Origin of the sequence: Pyxidicoccus xibeiensis, from assembly GCF_024198175.1 — a bacterium.
In the GTDB taxonomy this organism is placed as follows: Bacteria; Myxococcota; Myxococcia; order Myxococcales; family Myxococcaceae; genus Myxococcus; species Myxococcus xibeiensis.
On the sequence record NZ_JAJVKV010000004.1, the window covers coordinates 1027003 to 1041691 of the forward strand.

11 protein-coding genes are annotated in these 14689 nt (G+C 73.1%); 9 read left to right on the forward strand and 2 right to left on the reverse strand.

Features of this window, described 5'->3' with window-relative positions:
• Positions 1-88 precede the first annotated feature (88 nt).
• Positions 89-3055, forward strand: coding sequence for a hypothetical protein (locus tag LXT23_RS22075; protein WP_253982199.1), 2967 nt, complete (start codon positions 89-91; stop codon positions 3053-3055).
• A gap of 27 nt (positions 3056-3082) precedes the next feature.
• Positions 3083-4276: an OmpP1/FadL family transporter gene (locus tag LXT23_RS22080; RefSeq protein WP_253982200.1), complete on the forward strand. Its 1194-nt coding sequence runs from the start codon at positions 3083-3085 to the stop codon at positions 4274-4276.
• 115 nt (positions 4277-4391) lie between these two features.
• Here the strand turns inward: LXT23_RS22080 and LXT23_RS22085 are convergent, their stop codons facing one another.
• Positions 4392-5813 (reverse strand): cyclic nucleotide-binding domain-containing protein, encoded by a 1422-nt coding sequence (locus tag LXT23_RS22085; RefSeq protein ID WP_253982201.1) that lies wholly within the window; start codon positions 5811-5813, stop codon positions 4392-4394.
• 12 nt (positions 5814-5825) lie between these two features.
• Positions 5826-7016 (reverse strand): cyclic nucleotide-binding domain-containing protein, encoded by a 1191-nt coding sequence (locus LXT23_RS22090; protein WP_253982202.1) that lies wholly within the window; start codon positions 7014-7016, stop codon positions 5826-5828.
• 349 nt (positions 7017-7365) lie between these two features.
• Between LXT23_RS22090 and LXT23_RS22095 the strand changes: the two genes are divergently transcribed.
• The 7 genes from LXT23_RS22095 (at position 7366) to LXT23_RS22125 (ending at position 14654) form a co-directional block, all read left to right on the forward strand.
• The gene (locus LXT23_RS22095) at positions 7366-8739 is read left to right on the forward strand and encodes an exo-alpha-sialidase (RefSeq protein WP_253982203.1); all 1374 of its coding nucleotides are present in this window, start codon (positions 7366-7368) and stop codon (positions 8737-8739) included.
• Positions 8740-8747: 8 nt separating this feature from the next.
• The gene (locus LXT23_RS22100; protein WP_253982204.1) at positions 8748-9380 is read left to right on the forward strand and encodes a hypothetical protein; all 633 of its coding nucleotides are present in this window, start codon (positions 8748-8750) and stop codon (positions 9378-9380) included.
• Positions 9377-10627 (forward strand): YncE family protein, encoded by a 1251-nt coding sequence (locus tag LXT23_RS22105; protein WP_253982205.1) that lies wholly within the window; start codon positions 9377-9379, stop codon positions 10625-10627. The genes LXT23_RS22100 and LXT23_RS22105 overlap by 4 nt, the downstream gene beginning before the upstream one ends.
• Entirely contained in the window at positions 10624-11343 is a 720-nt protein-coding gene (locus LXT23_RS22110) for a c-type cytochrome (protein WP_253982206.1), read from the forward strand. The genes LXT23_RS22105 and LXT23_RS22110 overlap by 4 nt, the downstream gene beginning before the upstream one ends.
• Positions 11344-11490: 147 nt before the next feature.
• Entirely contained in the window at positions 11491-12795 is a 1305-nt protein-coding gene (locus tag LXT23_RS22115) for a DUF1444 family protein (RefSeq protein ID WP_253982207.1), read from the forward strand.
• 91 nt (positions 12796-12886) lie between these two features.
• The gene (locus LXT23_RS22120) at positions 12887-13402 is read left to right on the forward strand and encodes an endonuclease V (protein ID WP_253982208.1); all 516 of its coding nucleotides are present in this window, start codon (positions 12887-12889) and stop codon (positions 13400-13402) included.
• 88 nt (positions 13403-13490) lie between these two features.
• Positions 13491-14654 carry an alkaline phosphatase PhoX gene (locus tag LXT23_RS22125; protein ID WP_253982209.1) on the forward strand — a complete coding sequence of 388 codons (1164 nt, stop codon included), beginning with the start codon at positions 13491-13493 and terminating at the stop codon, positions 14652-14654.
• Positions 14655-14689 lie beyond the last annotated feature (35 nt).

Here is a 14689-nt window from a genome sequence, read left to right on the forward strand (position 1 = left end):
GTCGCTTGTCTTCCGGGCAACCAAGGGACGTGCTACGCCACGGAATCGTTTCCAGCAGTCCACCTAAGGACGCGGAGGGGTTTTACCCATGCGAAAGGTGTTGTTCCTCGGGGCCTGTGCCCTGGGTGTGGCGGCGTGTACTCCGGACATTGCTCAGGATCCACCGCCCACCAATGCAATCGTCGTCGCTGAGTTCGACCCCGCGGCCTCTCCGGCCATCGTCCCGACGCCGAACGACCTGGCCATCAACCGGACCACGGGCCTGGTCAACGCGCCCATCAATCCGCAGGCGCCGGCCGCCGAGCAGGAGTTCACCCGCGACTACCTGAACACGCTCGACGGCTTCCCCGCCGCGGTGAGCGCGAGCACCCAGGTCAAGAACCTGAACCCCGATACCGTCAATACGGACACGGTGAAGGTGCTGGACCTCTACGAGGGCTCGCCGCTGGCCAGGCCGCCCAACTACGTCGTCGCGTACAACAAGGACACGCAGCGCATCAACGTCCTCGCGCCGAATGGCTGGCCCAAGGGCGGCCGCTACGCGGTGGTGCTCGTGGGCGGTGAGAACGGCCTCAAGACTGTCGAGGGCGAGCCGGTCGTCGCCTCCGCCACCTGGGCCTTCGCCAGCTCGCAGGTTCCGCTCGTCACTTGCGAGGACCTGACGGACCGCAACTGCCGCGCGGCCACCGAGCTCATCCCCGCCACCGCGACGGACCCCGCCGAGCGCATCGCCCAGCAGACGGCCACCGCGCTCCAGCTGGAGCAGCTGCGCCGCAACTACGGCCCCGTCATCGACGCGGCGGCCTCCAAGTGGAACCTCAAGCGGGATGACATCGTCCTGCTGTGGACCTTCACGGTGATGAACCAGCCGGAGATGTCCTTCAACCCGGACCCCGTCGCGCCCGTCATCCCCTTCCCCAACGACCTGCTGCGCAACCCGGCCACCGCGACGGCCCCGGCGACGCTGCGGCTGCCGACGCCGCCCGCCACCGCCTCCGACCTGGAGAAGAACCTCATCCGTGGCCTCAACAGCCTGGACGGCTGGTCCACCACGGCGCCCATCGTCTCGGAGAACGGCGCCAACCTCGGCCCCATCGACAACGGCTCGCTGCTGGACCCCAACACGGTGGTGATGGGCGCGACGGTGCAGTTCGTCAAGCTCACCAACCGCGACAAGGGCACGACGCCCAAGGTCCGCGTGTGCCTGGACTGCGCCTCCAGCAAGAGGCCGGACGGCACGGCCTCCACCGGGCCCCAGCAGCTGCAGCTGGTCCCCGAGGTCCCGCTCGACGAGGCCACCCAGTACGCCGCCGTCATGCTGAGCCGCATCCGGAACGCGGAGGGCAAGGTGGCGCTGGCCATGAAGGACCAGAAGGGCCGCGTCGTGGCGCCGGCCACCGCCATGGCCATCCTGCGCCTGGCCAACCCCATCTTCGTGGACGGCAGGAGCCAGCTGTCCGTGCTGCCCGACTCCCTGGCCCAGCAGCTCGAGCCCATCCGCGCGGGCATGAAGCCCCTGTTCGACGCGCTGGAGGCCAATGGCATCAAGCGCCAGGACGTGAGCCTGGCGTGGGCGTTCACCACGCAGAGCACCCGCGCCGTCCTGGAGAAGCTGAACGCGGCGCCCTCGGACCCCCGCCTGGCCGTGCCGGCCGACCCGCAGTACCTGACGGACCAGACGACGAACCTCAAGGCCACCATGCAGGCCCTGGGCTTCGACAACGCGGCGGTGGGCCGCGCCTTCGTCGGCGGCTTCCTGTCGCCCTACATGCTCAGCGACGTGGAGGGCGTGCTCAACCGTCCCCTGCCGGAGACTCGCGTCGACCGGCTGCCGTTCATGCTGTTCCTGCCGAACACCCCGGCGCCCCAGGGCGGCTACCCGGTGGTCGTCTTCGGCCACGGCCTGACGGGCAACCGCAGCAACGTGCTGGTCGTCGCCAACACGCTGAACGCGAGCGGCTTCGCGGTGGCGGCCATCGACTCCGTCTACCACGGTGACCGCACCAGCTGCGCGGGCATCTCCCCGCAGGCGCCCATCCTGTACGGCGACCCGGCCAACCCCACCGTCATCGACGACCCGGACGAGGCCTGCGCCGCGGGCACCTGCGACGTCACGCCGGGCAGCGCCACCTTCGGCCGCTGCGTCACCACCACGGCCATCGCCTGCAACCCGGCGCCCACGTCCACGGACCCCACCGCCGTCCACGGCGACCTGGTGTGCCAGTCCCAGGGCCAGGGCCGCTGCGTGAACGCGACGGGCAAGTGCGAGGGCGGCCGCTTCCTGTCGGAGGCCGGTGCGTCCGCGCCGGTCGTCTCCGGCTGGAACTTCCTCAACCTCACCAACCTGTTCGCCACGCGCGACAACTTCCGCCACAGCGTGGTGGACTTCGCGCAGCTGGCGCGCGTGCTGGGCAGCGACGGCATCAACAGCCGCCTCGCCGCGGCCGGCGCCGGCACCCTCAACGGCACCCGCGTGGACTACGTGGGCCAGAGCCTCGGCGGCCTGCAGGGCACCCTGGCCGCCTCCGTGTCCCCGCGCATGCGCCATGTGGCGCTCAACGCCGCGGGCGGCGGCCTGGTGGACGTGCTGCTGACGGCCACCAACCCCGTCTTCGTCGCGCGCCGCAACGGCTTCCTCGCCGCGCTCGCCCCCCTGGGCCGCACCCCCGGCACGCCGCAGTTCGACGAGTTCATCGGCCTGGCCCGGACCATCCTGGACCCGGCGGACCCCGTGAACTACGGCTACTACCTGGAGAACGCTCCCTCGGCGCCGGCCGAGCGCCAGGCGTTCATCCAGTACATCAAGGGCGACAACGTCATCCCCAACCCGGTGACGGACAAGCTGGTGGCGGCCGCCAACCAGAACCCGCAGCGCTCGGTGGCCAGCTACATGTTCGACGTCCCGCCGCTGCCGGCGGACGTCAAGCACGGCTTCCTGGCCATCTTCGACCCCGGCGCCGACGCGCAGACCGCCGCATTCCTCAAGTCCGTCCGCGACGCGGCGCAGGGCCAGGTCGCCGGCTTCCTGCAGTCCGGCGCGCCGGCCATCCCGTAACCGCACAGAGAGAGAGGAGAACACACCATGAAGAAGACACTCTCCCTGGTAGCGATTTTCGCCGCGGGCACCAGCCAGGCGGCGGGCTTCCAGATCAACACCCAGAGCGCCCGCTCCACGGGCATGGGCAACGCGGCCGTCGCGTGGCTGGACGACTCGTCGGCCATCTACTCGAACGCGGCCAACATCCTGGGTGACAAGAAGCTGGACGTGACGGTGGGCGACACCGGCATCCTCCCCAACCTGAAGTTCACCCGCACGGGCGGGACGGAGGAGGGGCAGAAGACGACGCTGTCCCCGCCGCCGCACCTGTTCGTCACCTACAAGGTGATGGACAGCCTGGCCGTGGGCGTGGGCGTGTACACGCCGTTCGGTGCGCGCAGCCGCTGGGTGGATGACTTCTCGGGCCGCTTCCGGGCCCGCGAGTCGGCCATGGCCGTCTACAACATCAACCCCACGGTGGCGTACCAGGTGCACGAGCGCCTCAAGCTGGGCGCCGGCATCAACATCGGCCGGGGCACGCTGGAGCTCAAGCGCGCGCTGGACTTCGTGGAGTCCGAGGGCAACGTCCACCTGGGCGGCGCGGCGTGGGGCGTCGGCTTCAACGCCGGCGTCCAGGCGGAGCTGGTGCCGAAGCTGCTCTCCGCGGGCGCGCACTACCGCAGCGCCATGGACCTCACGTTCAAGGGCCACGCGGACTTCCAGAACGTGCCGGCGGAGTTCCAGACGCGCACCTCGGACACCCGCGTGCAGGGCGACGTCACCCTGCCGCAGTCGCTGGCGGTGGGCATCGCCTTCACGCCCATCGAGCGGCTGAAGCTGGCCTTCGATGCGAACCTGGTGGACTGGTCGGACTTCCAGCAGCTGGCGATTGAGTTCCCGGACAACCCGGCGCTCAACAACCCGCTGCCCAAGCGCTGGCGGGCGACGTGGAACTTCCACCTGGGCGCCGAGTACGGCGTGACGGACGCGCTGAGCGTGCGCGCCGGCTTCGTCGCGGACCCGACGCCCAGCCCCCGCGAGACGCTGACGCCGGACCTGCCGGACTCGGACCGCATCGCCGTGACGGGCGGCGTGGGCTACGCGTTCGGCGCGCTGCGCGCGGACGCGGCGTACCAGTTCGTCTCGCTGTCCGACAAGCAGAGCGACGCGCCGGGCGCCACCGGCACGTACGGCGGCCAGGCCCACGTGTTCGGCCTGACGCTCGGCTACTCGATGTAGTGGCGGGCTCTTGGCCGGTGGTGACGTAGCGCCACCGGCCAGGGCCGCGAGCAGTCCCGGCGCCCGGGTCTCCCTCATGGGAGCCCGGGCGTCCTCGTTTGCGCGGGTGGGCGCGTCAGACGCGCAGGTCGCCCTCGTGGAGGACGCGGCCGGAGGCCAGCGCCTGGGCGGTGCGCTGCAGGCGCTCGGTGCCCATGCGCATCAGCATGCCCTTGAGGCCGGGCTGGCTGAGCAGGTGCTTCTCGAAGGCGGCGCGCTCCAGGCGCAGCACCACGCCCGGCACGTCCGCGCGGACGGTGGCGGACACGGGCTTGTCCAGCAGCAGGGAGATTTCGCCGAAGACGTCGCCCTCGCGCAGCTCCGCCAGCGCCACGCGCCGCCCGTGCAGCTGCTCCAGCCACGGGGTGCAGCGCCCGCGCAGCAGCACGTAGAAGGCGTCGCCCGGCTGGCCCTGCGTCAGCAGCGCCTCGCCCTTGGCCACGGAGCGCAGCTGGAAGTCGCGCGACACGGCGGCCTTCTGCTCCGGGGTGAACTTGGTGAACAGCGGGTTGCTGCGCAGCAGGTTCTCCACCATGCGCCGGCGGTAGAAGGCCTCCACCGCGACGCCCACCTGGGGGTGCCGCGCGGACACGGCCTCCATGCGCTCGCGCGTCAGCTCCAGCAGCACGGCGCGCTCGGTGGCCGTCACGGTGGCCAGGCGGGGCCCCTCGGAGACGAGCGCCAGCTCACCGAAGAAGTCCCCGGGCATCACGGTGGCCACCCCCTTGCGCTCGCCGCCCTCCAGCGTGCGAGACACGTCCGCCCGGCCCTCCACCAGCGCGAACATGGAGGTGCCCTGCCTGCCTTCCTCCACCACCGCCTGGCCGGGGAAGAAGGCGCGCACCTCCAGCACCTCCACCAGCGCGACGAAGGCCTCCCGGTCCAGCTGCGACAGGATGGGCACCGCGCCGGGGGCCTCGGCCTCCGGCACCGGCGCGAGCACCGAGGCGCCGGGCCCCGCGGGAGCGGGCGTGCCCTTCACTGCGCCCGGACCTGGCGCGGCGCCCAGGCCCGGCACGGCGCCCGCTCCTGATACCGCGCCGATGCCGGGCACGGTGCCCAGGCCCGGCACGGCGCCCGCTCCTGATACCGCGCCGATGCCGGGCACGGTGCCCAGGCCCGGCCCGGCGCCCACGCCGGAAGCGGCGCCGATGCCGGGCCCGGCCGGATGCGCCAGGGCGAAGCGCTCGGCCAACACCTTCGCGGTGCGGGTGCGCGCGGCGGGGGCCGCGCCGGTGCGCGTCAGCGCGACACACGCGGCCACCGCGCGCAGCGGCTGGTCCGCCTTCGTCCAGGCCAGCGCGGCCGTCTCGTACGCGGCGGCGGCCTCCGGCTTGCGGCCCAGCCACTCGTACAGCTCCGCCACCTTCTGGCGGACCTCCGCGTCATCCGGGGCGCCCTTCGCCACGCCCTGGTACTCGGCCAGCGCCTCCTCCAGCTTGCCCTCACTGGCCAGCTGGACGGCCCGCTCCCTGCTCGTGCCGCGTGATTCCGCCATGCGGTTCCCCACCTACGCGCTCAGCGCGCGCACGCGCTCCGCCAGGTTCTGCGTGAAGAGCCGGTAGATGCGCAGCGCCGCCGCCTCGTGCGTGTCCAGGTAGTGCTGGAAGTCCACCCGCGTCACCCGCAGCGCCCGCACCGCCGTGCGCGCCCTCACGTGCGCGGACGTGGCCCCGTCCAGGATGAGCGAGATTTCGCCCAGGAACGCCCCCGGCCCCAGCGTGTTGAGCAGCCGCGCATCCGCCCCCGGGCCGCTGTACACGTCCACCGTGCCGTCCAGCAGCACCAGCAGCCCCGTGCCCCGCGCGCCCTTCTCCAGCACCGTGGTGTCCTCGGGGATGAGCACCTGCTGCGCCATCCGGAACAGGTCCTTCATGTCCTCCATCGGCAGCTCGCCGAAGATGGGAATGGCCTTGAGGTACTCGTAGCCATCCAGCGGCACCGGCGCGCGCTCGGGCTCCACCACATGCGCGTCCAGCCCCAGCTGCCGCAGCAGCCGGCCGTGCTCGGCCTGCAATGCGCTGTCCTCGCGCGCCGCGTCCGACTCGCGCTGCGCGTCCGCCAGCAGCACCAGCGCCCGCCACGAGTCGCCCATCGCGTCCAGCAGCGCGCTCATCCGCAGCACCGCCTCGCGCCGCCGCGCATGCCCGGGCGGCACCCCGCGCAGGGCCTCCAGCTCCGCGTGCGCGTTGCCCAGCTCGCGGTACACCGCCGCGGCCTCCAGCGGCCGCTGCAGCCGCGTGAGGCACTGCGCCATGGACTCGCGCGCCCCCAGCGCCAGGTACAGCTCCAGCGCGCGCTCCAAGCTGCCCGCGCGCTCGAAGGCCGCTGCCGCCCGGCCCTGCTCGCCGGCGCGCAGCCACGCCTCGGCCGCCTGGCGCAGCGCCCCCGCCTGCTCGTGCAGCGGCGCCGCCACCGCGTGCGCCCCGTCCGCCTCCAGCAGCCGCGCCGCGCCCGCGAAGTCCCGGGCCCGCCGCAGCACGTCCGCCAGCGTGGAGCGCGTGGGCGCGGGCAGGCCGGAGGACTCCTCCAGCACGCGCTCCCGCTGCGGCGCCGCCAGGTCCTCGTAGGCCCGGACGGCGACGTCCACTGCTCCCTGCATCACCGCCTCCCAGACGGCGCGGGTGGCACCTGTCGCGGGCACGTCCGCCCGCACCGCGCCGTCATCGCTGAGCCTGGGCTCCACCGTGGACCCCGCCATGTCGTGCTCTCCCCCGGGACACCCAGGGCCTCGCCCGCCAGGGGCGACCCATGCGCCGAGTCCCAGTCCGTAGCAGACCGGACGGTGGGAGGCGAGCCCCGCGCGAGTCGCACACCCGCCCCCGGACGACAGGGGGCCTGGCTCACGTCCACCTTGTGACGGCTGGAGAACCTTCCACCGCGGGTGTGTCCCACCCGGGGCCTGCCCCGCCCCCGCTCCCCCCGCTCCGCCGGAGCACGAGCAGGGAGGCGCGCCCCGGGGGCTCCCTCCAGGCTCCAGGGCCGCTATGTCCCGAGGCCCCGGGCGTTATCGTGCAGTCCGGGCCGGCACGCACCTTGGAGTCTCGTGGATGAACCCTCGCAACGCGCTCTCGTGGAGAGTCCTCGCCGCCCTGCTGGCCCTGGGTCCGGGTGCGGCCGCCCACGCCCACGCGGGCCTGCCGGAGACCTCCAACGTCACCCTGCGCCGGGGCCACCCCGAGGACTTCTTCGTGGGCACCACCTTCGGCGCGGTGATTTCGCGCGACAGCGGCAAGACGTTCCGGTGGATCTGCCCGGACGCCCTGGGCGCCGCCGCGTGGCAGCCGAGGGCGTTCCTGTGGCGCGAGGCGGGGGACATCATGGCCGCCAGCGGCAACGCGCTCCTGCGCTCGCCCGACGGCGGCTGCACGTGGAACACGCACCCGTACTTCGCCAGCAACTGGGTGACGGGGCTCGCCGCGCACCCCACGGATGACCGCATCCTCTACGCCGTCACGGGCCGGACGCTGGCGGGGCTGGCCAACGGCGTGCACCGCTCCCGGGACGGCGGCGAGACGTGGGAGGCCACGTCCCTGCTGCGCACGGGCCTGACGCTCAACGGGGTGCGCGTCTCCTCCGCGGACCCCCGCCGCGTGTACGCCACCGGCGACGCGAGCGGGAAGCTGATGCTGCTGCGCAGCGACGACGCGGGTGACACCTGGCAGGAGTTCACCCACACGCTGCCGGACCTGCTGCGCCCGTATGACCTCATCGTGGAGGCGGTGGGGCCCACCTCCGCGGACTCGGTGTTCTTCCAGGTGTCCGCCCAGGGCTACACGCACCTGCTGCGCAGCGACGACGGCGGCCGCACGCTGACGCAGCTGGACGTGCTGGCCGACCGCTTCATCAACATGGACCTGTCCTCCGACGGCAACACCGCCTGGGTGGGCACCCTCAACTATTTCTTCCGGGGCCCCAGCACCGGCCCGCTGGAGAAGCAGCCGCTGCCCACCGGCAACGCGTGCGTGCTGCGCGTGGGCGAGACGCTCTACGGCTGCGGCTCCACCTGGCTGCACGACTGGGCGCTGGCGCGCAGCACCGACCAGGGGACCACCTGGCAGCCCATCTTCGGCCTCTACGACATCCAGGGCCCCCACCACTGCCCTCGGGGCACGCCCGTGCGGGAGCTCTGCCCCGCGCGCTGGCCGCAGCTCGCCGAGCAGCTCGGCGCACCGCTGTACCCCGACGGCCCCGACGGCGGCCCCGAGGAGCCGCCCCCCGTGGACGCGGGGACACCGGACGCGGGGACGCCGGACGCCGGGACGCCCGACGCCGGCGGGCCCACCGACCCGGAGCAGCCCCCGGCCCCCAAGACCGACGGGTGTGGCGCGGCGCCCGGGAATGCAGTGCCCCTGTTGATGCTTCTGTCGACCCTCACGACTCTCACCCTGGGGCGCCGCGGCCGGCGGCGCCCCGACCGATAGGCCCCCTCATGAAGACGCTCTCACGGAAGCTGCTGTGGACCTCCTGCGCCGCCGCGCTGCTGTCGCTGACCTCCGCCTGTGGTGATGACCCGCCCGAGCCCGAGTGCGGCGAGCCCCTCTACGGGGGCGACGCCACCGACGAGGCGTGGCGCACGCTGGTGGACGCGAAGGACCAGCCGGCGGACAGCTCGCAGGCGGTGACGCTGGAGTCCCCCGCGCCCGGCGAGTCGTACTCCACCATCGACGCGCCCCCAACGTGGCGGTGGTCCTCCCCGCTGGCCAGCCTGCTCCCGGGGCCGGTGGAGCCCTCGCGCCACGTGCGTCCGCGCGACGAGGGCCGCTCGGTGCTGGCGTGGCTGGGCAACCTGATTCTGCCCACGGCCGAGGCGCACCTGCCGCCCTTCACCGGAGACCTCTACTGGGTGGAGGTGACGGTGCCGGGCCGGGAGTGCCCCGTGCAGATTCTCACGTCCACCCTGGAGTGGCAGCTGGACGCGGCCACGTGGGAGACGCTCCGGGGCGCCGTGGACCAGGAGCTGTCCATCCAGGTGACGAGCGCCTACCTGGTGCAGAACCGGCTGCGCGAGGGGCCCTACCGCCTGGCCACGCCGCGCACCTTCCGCATGGTGGGCGCGCGATGACGTGGGCCCGCGCGTGGGCTGCGGCGCTCGCGCTGGCGCTGGCGGCCTGTACGGATGACCCGGACCCGGTGGACGGCGTGGAGCCGCCGGACGACCTGGAGTACACGCACCCGGACCCGTGGGCGGAAGGAACGCTCGTTCCACCGCCAGGGCCCGGCGGGCGCATCCTCGTCACCAACAGCCTGGACGACACGCTGAGCCTCATCGAGCTGGACACCGTGGGCACGCCCGGCTTCAAGGAGCTGGCGCGCGTTCCGGTGGGCCTCAACCCGGTGGAGCTGGAGGGGCCGCACCACACGGCGGTGTCGCCCCGGGGTGACTTCTATTACGTCGGCATCTCCAACTACGTGCCGGGCGGCGGCTCCGGGCCCCACGGCACGCACGGCACGGGCGCCGAGGACGGCTACTGCCTGAAGCTGGATGCGCGCGACAACCGGCTCGTCGGCTCGGTGCGCGTGGACCCGAACCCCGGCGACGTCATCGTCAGCGCGGACGGGAGCACGCTGTACCAGACGCACTTCGACACGCTGAAGATTACCGAGGCCGCACGCCGGGGCGACGGCGAGGACAAGATGATTGCCCGGCTGGCCATCATCGACGCGGCGACGATGCGCCGGAAGGCCATGGTGGACGTGTGCCCCGCGCCACACGCGGTGCGCCTGTCCGCGGACGAGCGCACGGCGTACGTCGCGTGCTGGTCGGACGAGGTGGCCATCGTCGACCTGTCGGCGGCCCCGCCCACGGTGCAGCGGGTGAAGGTCTCCGCCAACACGGGCACGGCGGTGAACCCCCGGCACGAGCCTTACGCGCTCACCCTGTCGCCCACCACGGGCGAGGCGTGGGTCAGCTCCATGGCCAGCCGGCAGGTGCAGGTGCTCAACCCCGTCACGCGGACCATGGACCCGACGCGCACCGTGCAGGGGCTGCGCGGCCCGCCCATGTTCGGGGCCTTCACGGCGGACGGGCGCACGCTGTACCTGCCCTACCAGCTCGTGGATGCGCTGGCGGTTATCGACCCGACGACGGGCACCGTGCTGCGCGAGGTGGACCTGGCGGCGGCCGGCTGTCTCAACGCGCACCAGGTGACGCTGACGCCGGACGAGCGCCACGGGCTCGTCGTCTGCGAGGGTGACCACCGGGGCCCGGGCACGGTGCACGCGGTGGACCTGGCGGAGGGCACCGTGGTGGGCACGGTGACGGTGGGCATCTTCCCCGACTCGGTGAGCATCCTGCGGGGGCAGCCATGAGGCGCGCGGGCCTGGGAGCCCTGGCCGTGCTCGCCCTGCTGGCGGCGGGCTGTGACGGCAAGGATGCACCGGTGACGGCGGCGGAGTACGGCGAGCGGCTGTTCAACGACGCGCGGCTGTCGGAGAGCGGGTTCAACGCCTTCTCGTGCGCCACGTGTCATGCGACGACGCCCACGGCTCCGGCGGGGCGGCTGGACTCGGGGTACACGCTGCACGACTCGGCCTTCCGCAAGAGCTGGTGGGGCGGGTACGAGACGCGCCTGCTGGACGCGGTGAACTTCTGCTACGTCAACTTCATGCGGGGCGTGGCGCCGCTGCCGGAGGACTCGCCGCAGAGCCGCGCGCTGTACGAGTACCTGGTGAGCATCAGCCCCAACCGGGACGCCCGGCCGCTGCCCTTCACGGTGGTGAAGGACGCCGCCGAGGTGCCTCGCGGCAACGTGGCCCGCGGCGGCGAGGTGTACCGCGCGGCCTGCCAGGGCTGCCACGGCGAGCCGCACACGGGCGCGGGCCGGCTGACGGAGCTGGCCTCGATTCTGCCGGAGGTGACGGCCGACTACGGCGAGACGTTCCCCGGCGTGCCGCCGTCGCTGGTGGTCATCGAGAAGGTGCGGCACGGCCAGTTCTTCGGCGTCGGCGGCAACATGCCGCCCTACAGCCTGGAGGCCCTGTCCGACGCGGACCTGGGCGCGCTGCTCGCGTTCCTGGAGCTGTGAGCCGTGTGGCGCTCTGAGCCCTGTGAGGCTGTGAGCGCCGTGAGGCCTTGAGCGCTGTTGGCCTCGCGGGCCGGGGGGCCTCCGTCAAGGTGGAGCCCCACGCCCGGCGGGCGTAACCTCCTCTCCGGCACACACGCGGGAGCGCACATGGGGTTCTGGGACAGGCTCTTCGGGAGGAAGGCTCCGGCGGCGGAGCCGGCCGCGCCGACGGCCCCCGCACCCACCGCGAACGAGGCGCGGAGCGTGGACCCGCGCGAGTACCTCCTGAAGCAGGTGGAGGCGCTGCTGCGCGCGGACACGACGGTGGAGAAGGTGGAGCGCCACCCGGAGAGCTACGGGCTCAACATCACCCGCGCCGGTCGCCAGGGCAGCGTCTTCCTGGACAACCTCTACGCCGACACCCGGGAGCTGCCGCCGGAGCAGCGCCTCCACGTCATCCAGCGCTTCCTCGGCTCGCTGTGGCAGGAGGGCCCGGACACGCTGCCGTGGGAGGAGGTCCGCGAGCGGCTGCTGCCCGTGCTGCGCGCGTCCACCTTCGGCATGGCGCAGCTCGCGCAGCTGGGGCCGGACCGGGAGATGGTGAGCCGGCGCACGCTGCCGTTCCTGCTGGAGTTGCTGGTGGTGGACCTGCCGGAGTCCGCCATGTTCGTCCAGCGCCGGCACCTCCAGGAGTGGGGCGCCAGTGAGGACGAGGCCTTCGCCGCGGCGCACGCCAACCTGGCCAACCTCTCCGACGGCGTGGAGCTGTATGACCGCGAGCCGAGCCCCATCTGGTCCGTGGACACCGGGGACACGTACGAGACGTCGCGGCTGCTGCACCCGGGCTTCCTCGCCTCCTTCGCCTCGCGGGTGCAGGGGCGCCCCATCGCCATCCTCCCGGAGCGCGCCACGCTGCTCATCGCCGGCGACGCCAACCCGGACACCGTGGCCCGCCTGTGCGAGAGCGGCGACCGCGAGTACGAGGCCGCGTCTCGCCGCCTCACCCCTGCGCTCTACACGGTGGACGACACGGGCCGCGTGGTGCCGTACCTGCGTCCTGGCGACGACGCGCTGGCGCAACAGATGCGGCTGGCCCACGTGCGCCTCGCGCTGTCCGAGTACACGGCGCAGAAGGAGTCGCTCGACAAGGTGCACCAGGCGCGGGACGCGGACGTGTTCGTCGCGAACCTCAGCGCCGTCTTCCGGAAGAAGGACGGGCGCCCCATCACCTATTGCGTGTGGACCCACGACGTGGACCCGCTGCTGCCGCGCGCGGACATGGTGTCGATGAACGAGGCGCCCATGGCGTACTTCCTGGTGCCGTGGGCGGAGGTGGAGCGGCTGGCGCCCGGCTGCCTCACGCTGGTGCCGGAGCTGTGGCCACCGCGCTACCGCACCACGTGGCCCGCGCCCGAGGTGCTGGAGCGGCTGCGTGCGGCGCAGGTGGATCTCGAGGACTACGAGGAGCCATGAGCGCCGCCCTGCACCATGCCCGGTCAGCCGGGTGGGCGTCACCGCGTCAGGTCCCGGGGTGCGGGGCCTGGGCCCCGAGGAGGACTGACCGATGATTGCCTGTCTGGACGTGGACTACCGCACCGAGCTCACCGTGGCCGTGTGCGTGCTGTTCCGCGCCTGGACGGACTCCGCGGAGGCGTCGCACCTGGTGGACCGGGGCCCTCCGGCCGAGCCGTACGAGCCCGGCCAGTTCTACCGCCGCGAGCTGCCGCACCTGCTGCGGGTGCTGGCGCAGGTGCAGGAGCCGCTGCAGGCCATCATCGTGGACGGCTACGTGTGGCTGGGCGAGGAGCGGCCCGGCCTGGGCGCGCACCTGTACGAGGCGCTGTGCCGCGCGGTGCCCGTCATCGGCGTGGCGAAGACGGCGTTCCACTCCACCGGCTCCGCGGTGCCGGTGCTGCGCGGGCAGAGCCTGCGCCCGCTGTTCGTCACCGCCATCGGCATGGAGACGCAGGCCGCCGCGGACCACGTCCGGAGGATGCACGGCAACTCGCGCATCCCCACCATGTTGAGCCGCGTGGACCGGCTGTGCCGCGGGTACTTCACCGTGCAGCCGCCGACCTGACGCGCGCGCCCCTCGGCTGCCCCCCGGGCTGGCCCCCGACCTCCAGGGGGCTTCCCCACGGGCGCGACCTGAGCGACAACCCGGGTCCATGCAACGCCGCCACTTCCTGCGCCTCGCCACCCTCGGGGGAGGCACGCTCGCCCTGGGCAGCCTCGCCTTCTGGCGCCACGTGTACGCCGCGCCGCCCACGCTGGCCCCCGTGGGTCCCTATGGACCGCTGGCGGAGGCCCCGGACGCGCACGGCCTGCGGCTGGCACGCGGCTTCACCTCGCGCATCATCGCCCGCGGCAACGAGGTCGTCCCCGGCACGCGCTACACGTGGCACCTGGCCGCGGACGGCGGCGCCTGCTTCGCCATGCCGGACGGCGGCTGGGTGTACGCCTCCAACAGCGAGGTGACTCCCGACGGCGGCGTGTCCGCGGTGCGCTTCAGCGCGAAGGGCGAGGTGACGGACGCGTACCGCATCCTCTCCGGCACCCACGTCAACTGCGCGGGCGGCCCCACGCCCTGGGGCACGTGGCTGTCCTGCGAGGAGTTCCCCCGGGGCCGCGTCTGGGAGTGCGACCCGACGCGGCCCGGCCAGGGCGTGCCCCGGCCCGCCATGGGCGCCTTCGTGCACGAGGCCGTCGCGGTGGACCCGGTGGGCCGCCGCCTGTACCTCACCGAGGACGCGCAGGACGGCCGCTTCTACCGCTTCACCCCGGCGGAGTGGCCGTCGCTGGAGACGGGCACGCTGGAGGCCGCGCGCGTCACCGGCGACGTGCTGAAGGGCGCGAAGGTGGAGTGGGTGCCCGTGTCACCCGAGGTCTCCGCCTCCATGCAGCCGGCCGCGCGGGACACCACGGCGTTCCGGGGCGGCGAGGGCTGCTGGTACGACGGCGGCGTCGTCTACTTCACCACCAAGCGGGACAACCGCGTCTGGGCACTCACGCTCCTCACCGGGCGGCTGGAGGTGCTCTACGAGGCCGCGCGCTACCCGGGCTCGCCGCTGGCCGGCGTGGACAACGTCACCGTGTCGCGCGCGAAGGAGCTCTTCGTGTGCGAGGACGGGGACGACCTGCAGCTGTGCCTCCTTACGCCAGACCGGAAGGTGTCCCCCTTCCTCCAGGTGGTAGGCCACCCCGGCTCGGAGCTGGCGGGCGCGGCGTTCAGCCCGGACGGCCAGCGCCTCTACCTGAGCTCGCAGCGCGGCGCCGGCGGCCGCGGCGTCACCTACGAAGTCACCGGCCCCTTCCGTACCCGGGCCGCTTGAGCGCCAGCTCGACATCGGCGCCGACTCCGCCTCCG

Excerpts from the sequence above, each read along its gene's own strand:
- LXT23_RS22075 (WP_253982199.1), top strand. The coding sequence starts at position 89 with ATGCGAAAGGTGTTGTTCCTCGGGGCCTGTGCCCTGGGTGTGGCGGCG.
- LXT23_RS22080 (WP_253982200.1), top strand. The coding sequence starts at position 3,083 with ATGAAGAAGACACTCTCCCTGGTAGCGATTTTCGCCGCGGGCACCAGC.
- LXT23_RS22085 (WP_253982201.1), bottom strand. The coding sequence starts at position 5,813 with ATGGCGGAATCACGCGGCACGAGCAGGGAGCGGGCCGTCCAGCTGGCC.
- LXT23_RS22090 (WP_253982202.1), bottom strand. The coding sequence starts at position 7,016 with ATGGCGGGGTCCACGGTGGAGCCCAGGCTCAGCGATGACGGCGCGGTG.
- LXT23_RS22095 (WP_253982203.1), top strand. The coding sequence starts at position 7,366 with ATGAACCCTCGCAACGCGCTCTCGTGGAGAGTCCTCGCCGCCCTGCTG.
- LXT23_RS22100 (WP_253982204.1), top strand. The coding sequence starts at position 8,748 with ATGAAGACGCTCTCACGGAAGCTGCTGTGGACCTCCTGCGCCGCCGCG.
- LXT23_RS22105 (WP_253982205.1), top strand. The coding sequence starts at position 9,377 with ATGACGTGGGCCCGCGCGTGGGCTGCGGCGCTCGCGCTGGCGCTGGCG.
- LXT23_RS22110 (WP_253982206.1), top strand. The coding sequence starts at position 10,624 with ATGAGGCGCGCGGGCCTGGGAGCCCTGGCCGTGCTCGCCCTGCTGGCG.
- LXT23_RS22115 (WP_253982207.1), top strand. The coding sequence starts at position 11,491 with ATGGGGTTCTGGGACAGGCTCTTCGGGAGGAAGGCTCCGGCGGCGGAG.
- LXT23_RS22120 (WP_253982208.1), top strand. The coding sequence starts at position 12,887 with ATGATTGCCTGTCTGGACGTGGACTACCGCACCGAGCTCACCGTGGCC.
- LXT23_RS22125 (WP_253982209.1), top strand. The coding sequence starts at position 13,491 with ATGCAACGCCGCCACTTCCTGCGCCTCGCCACCCTCGGGGGAGGCACG.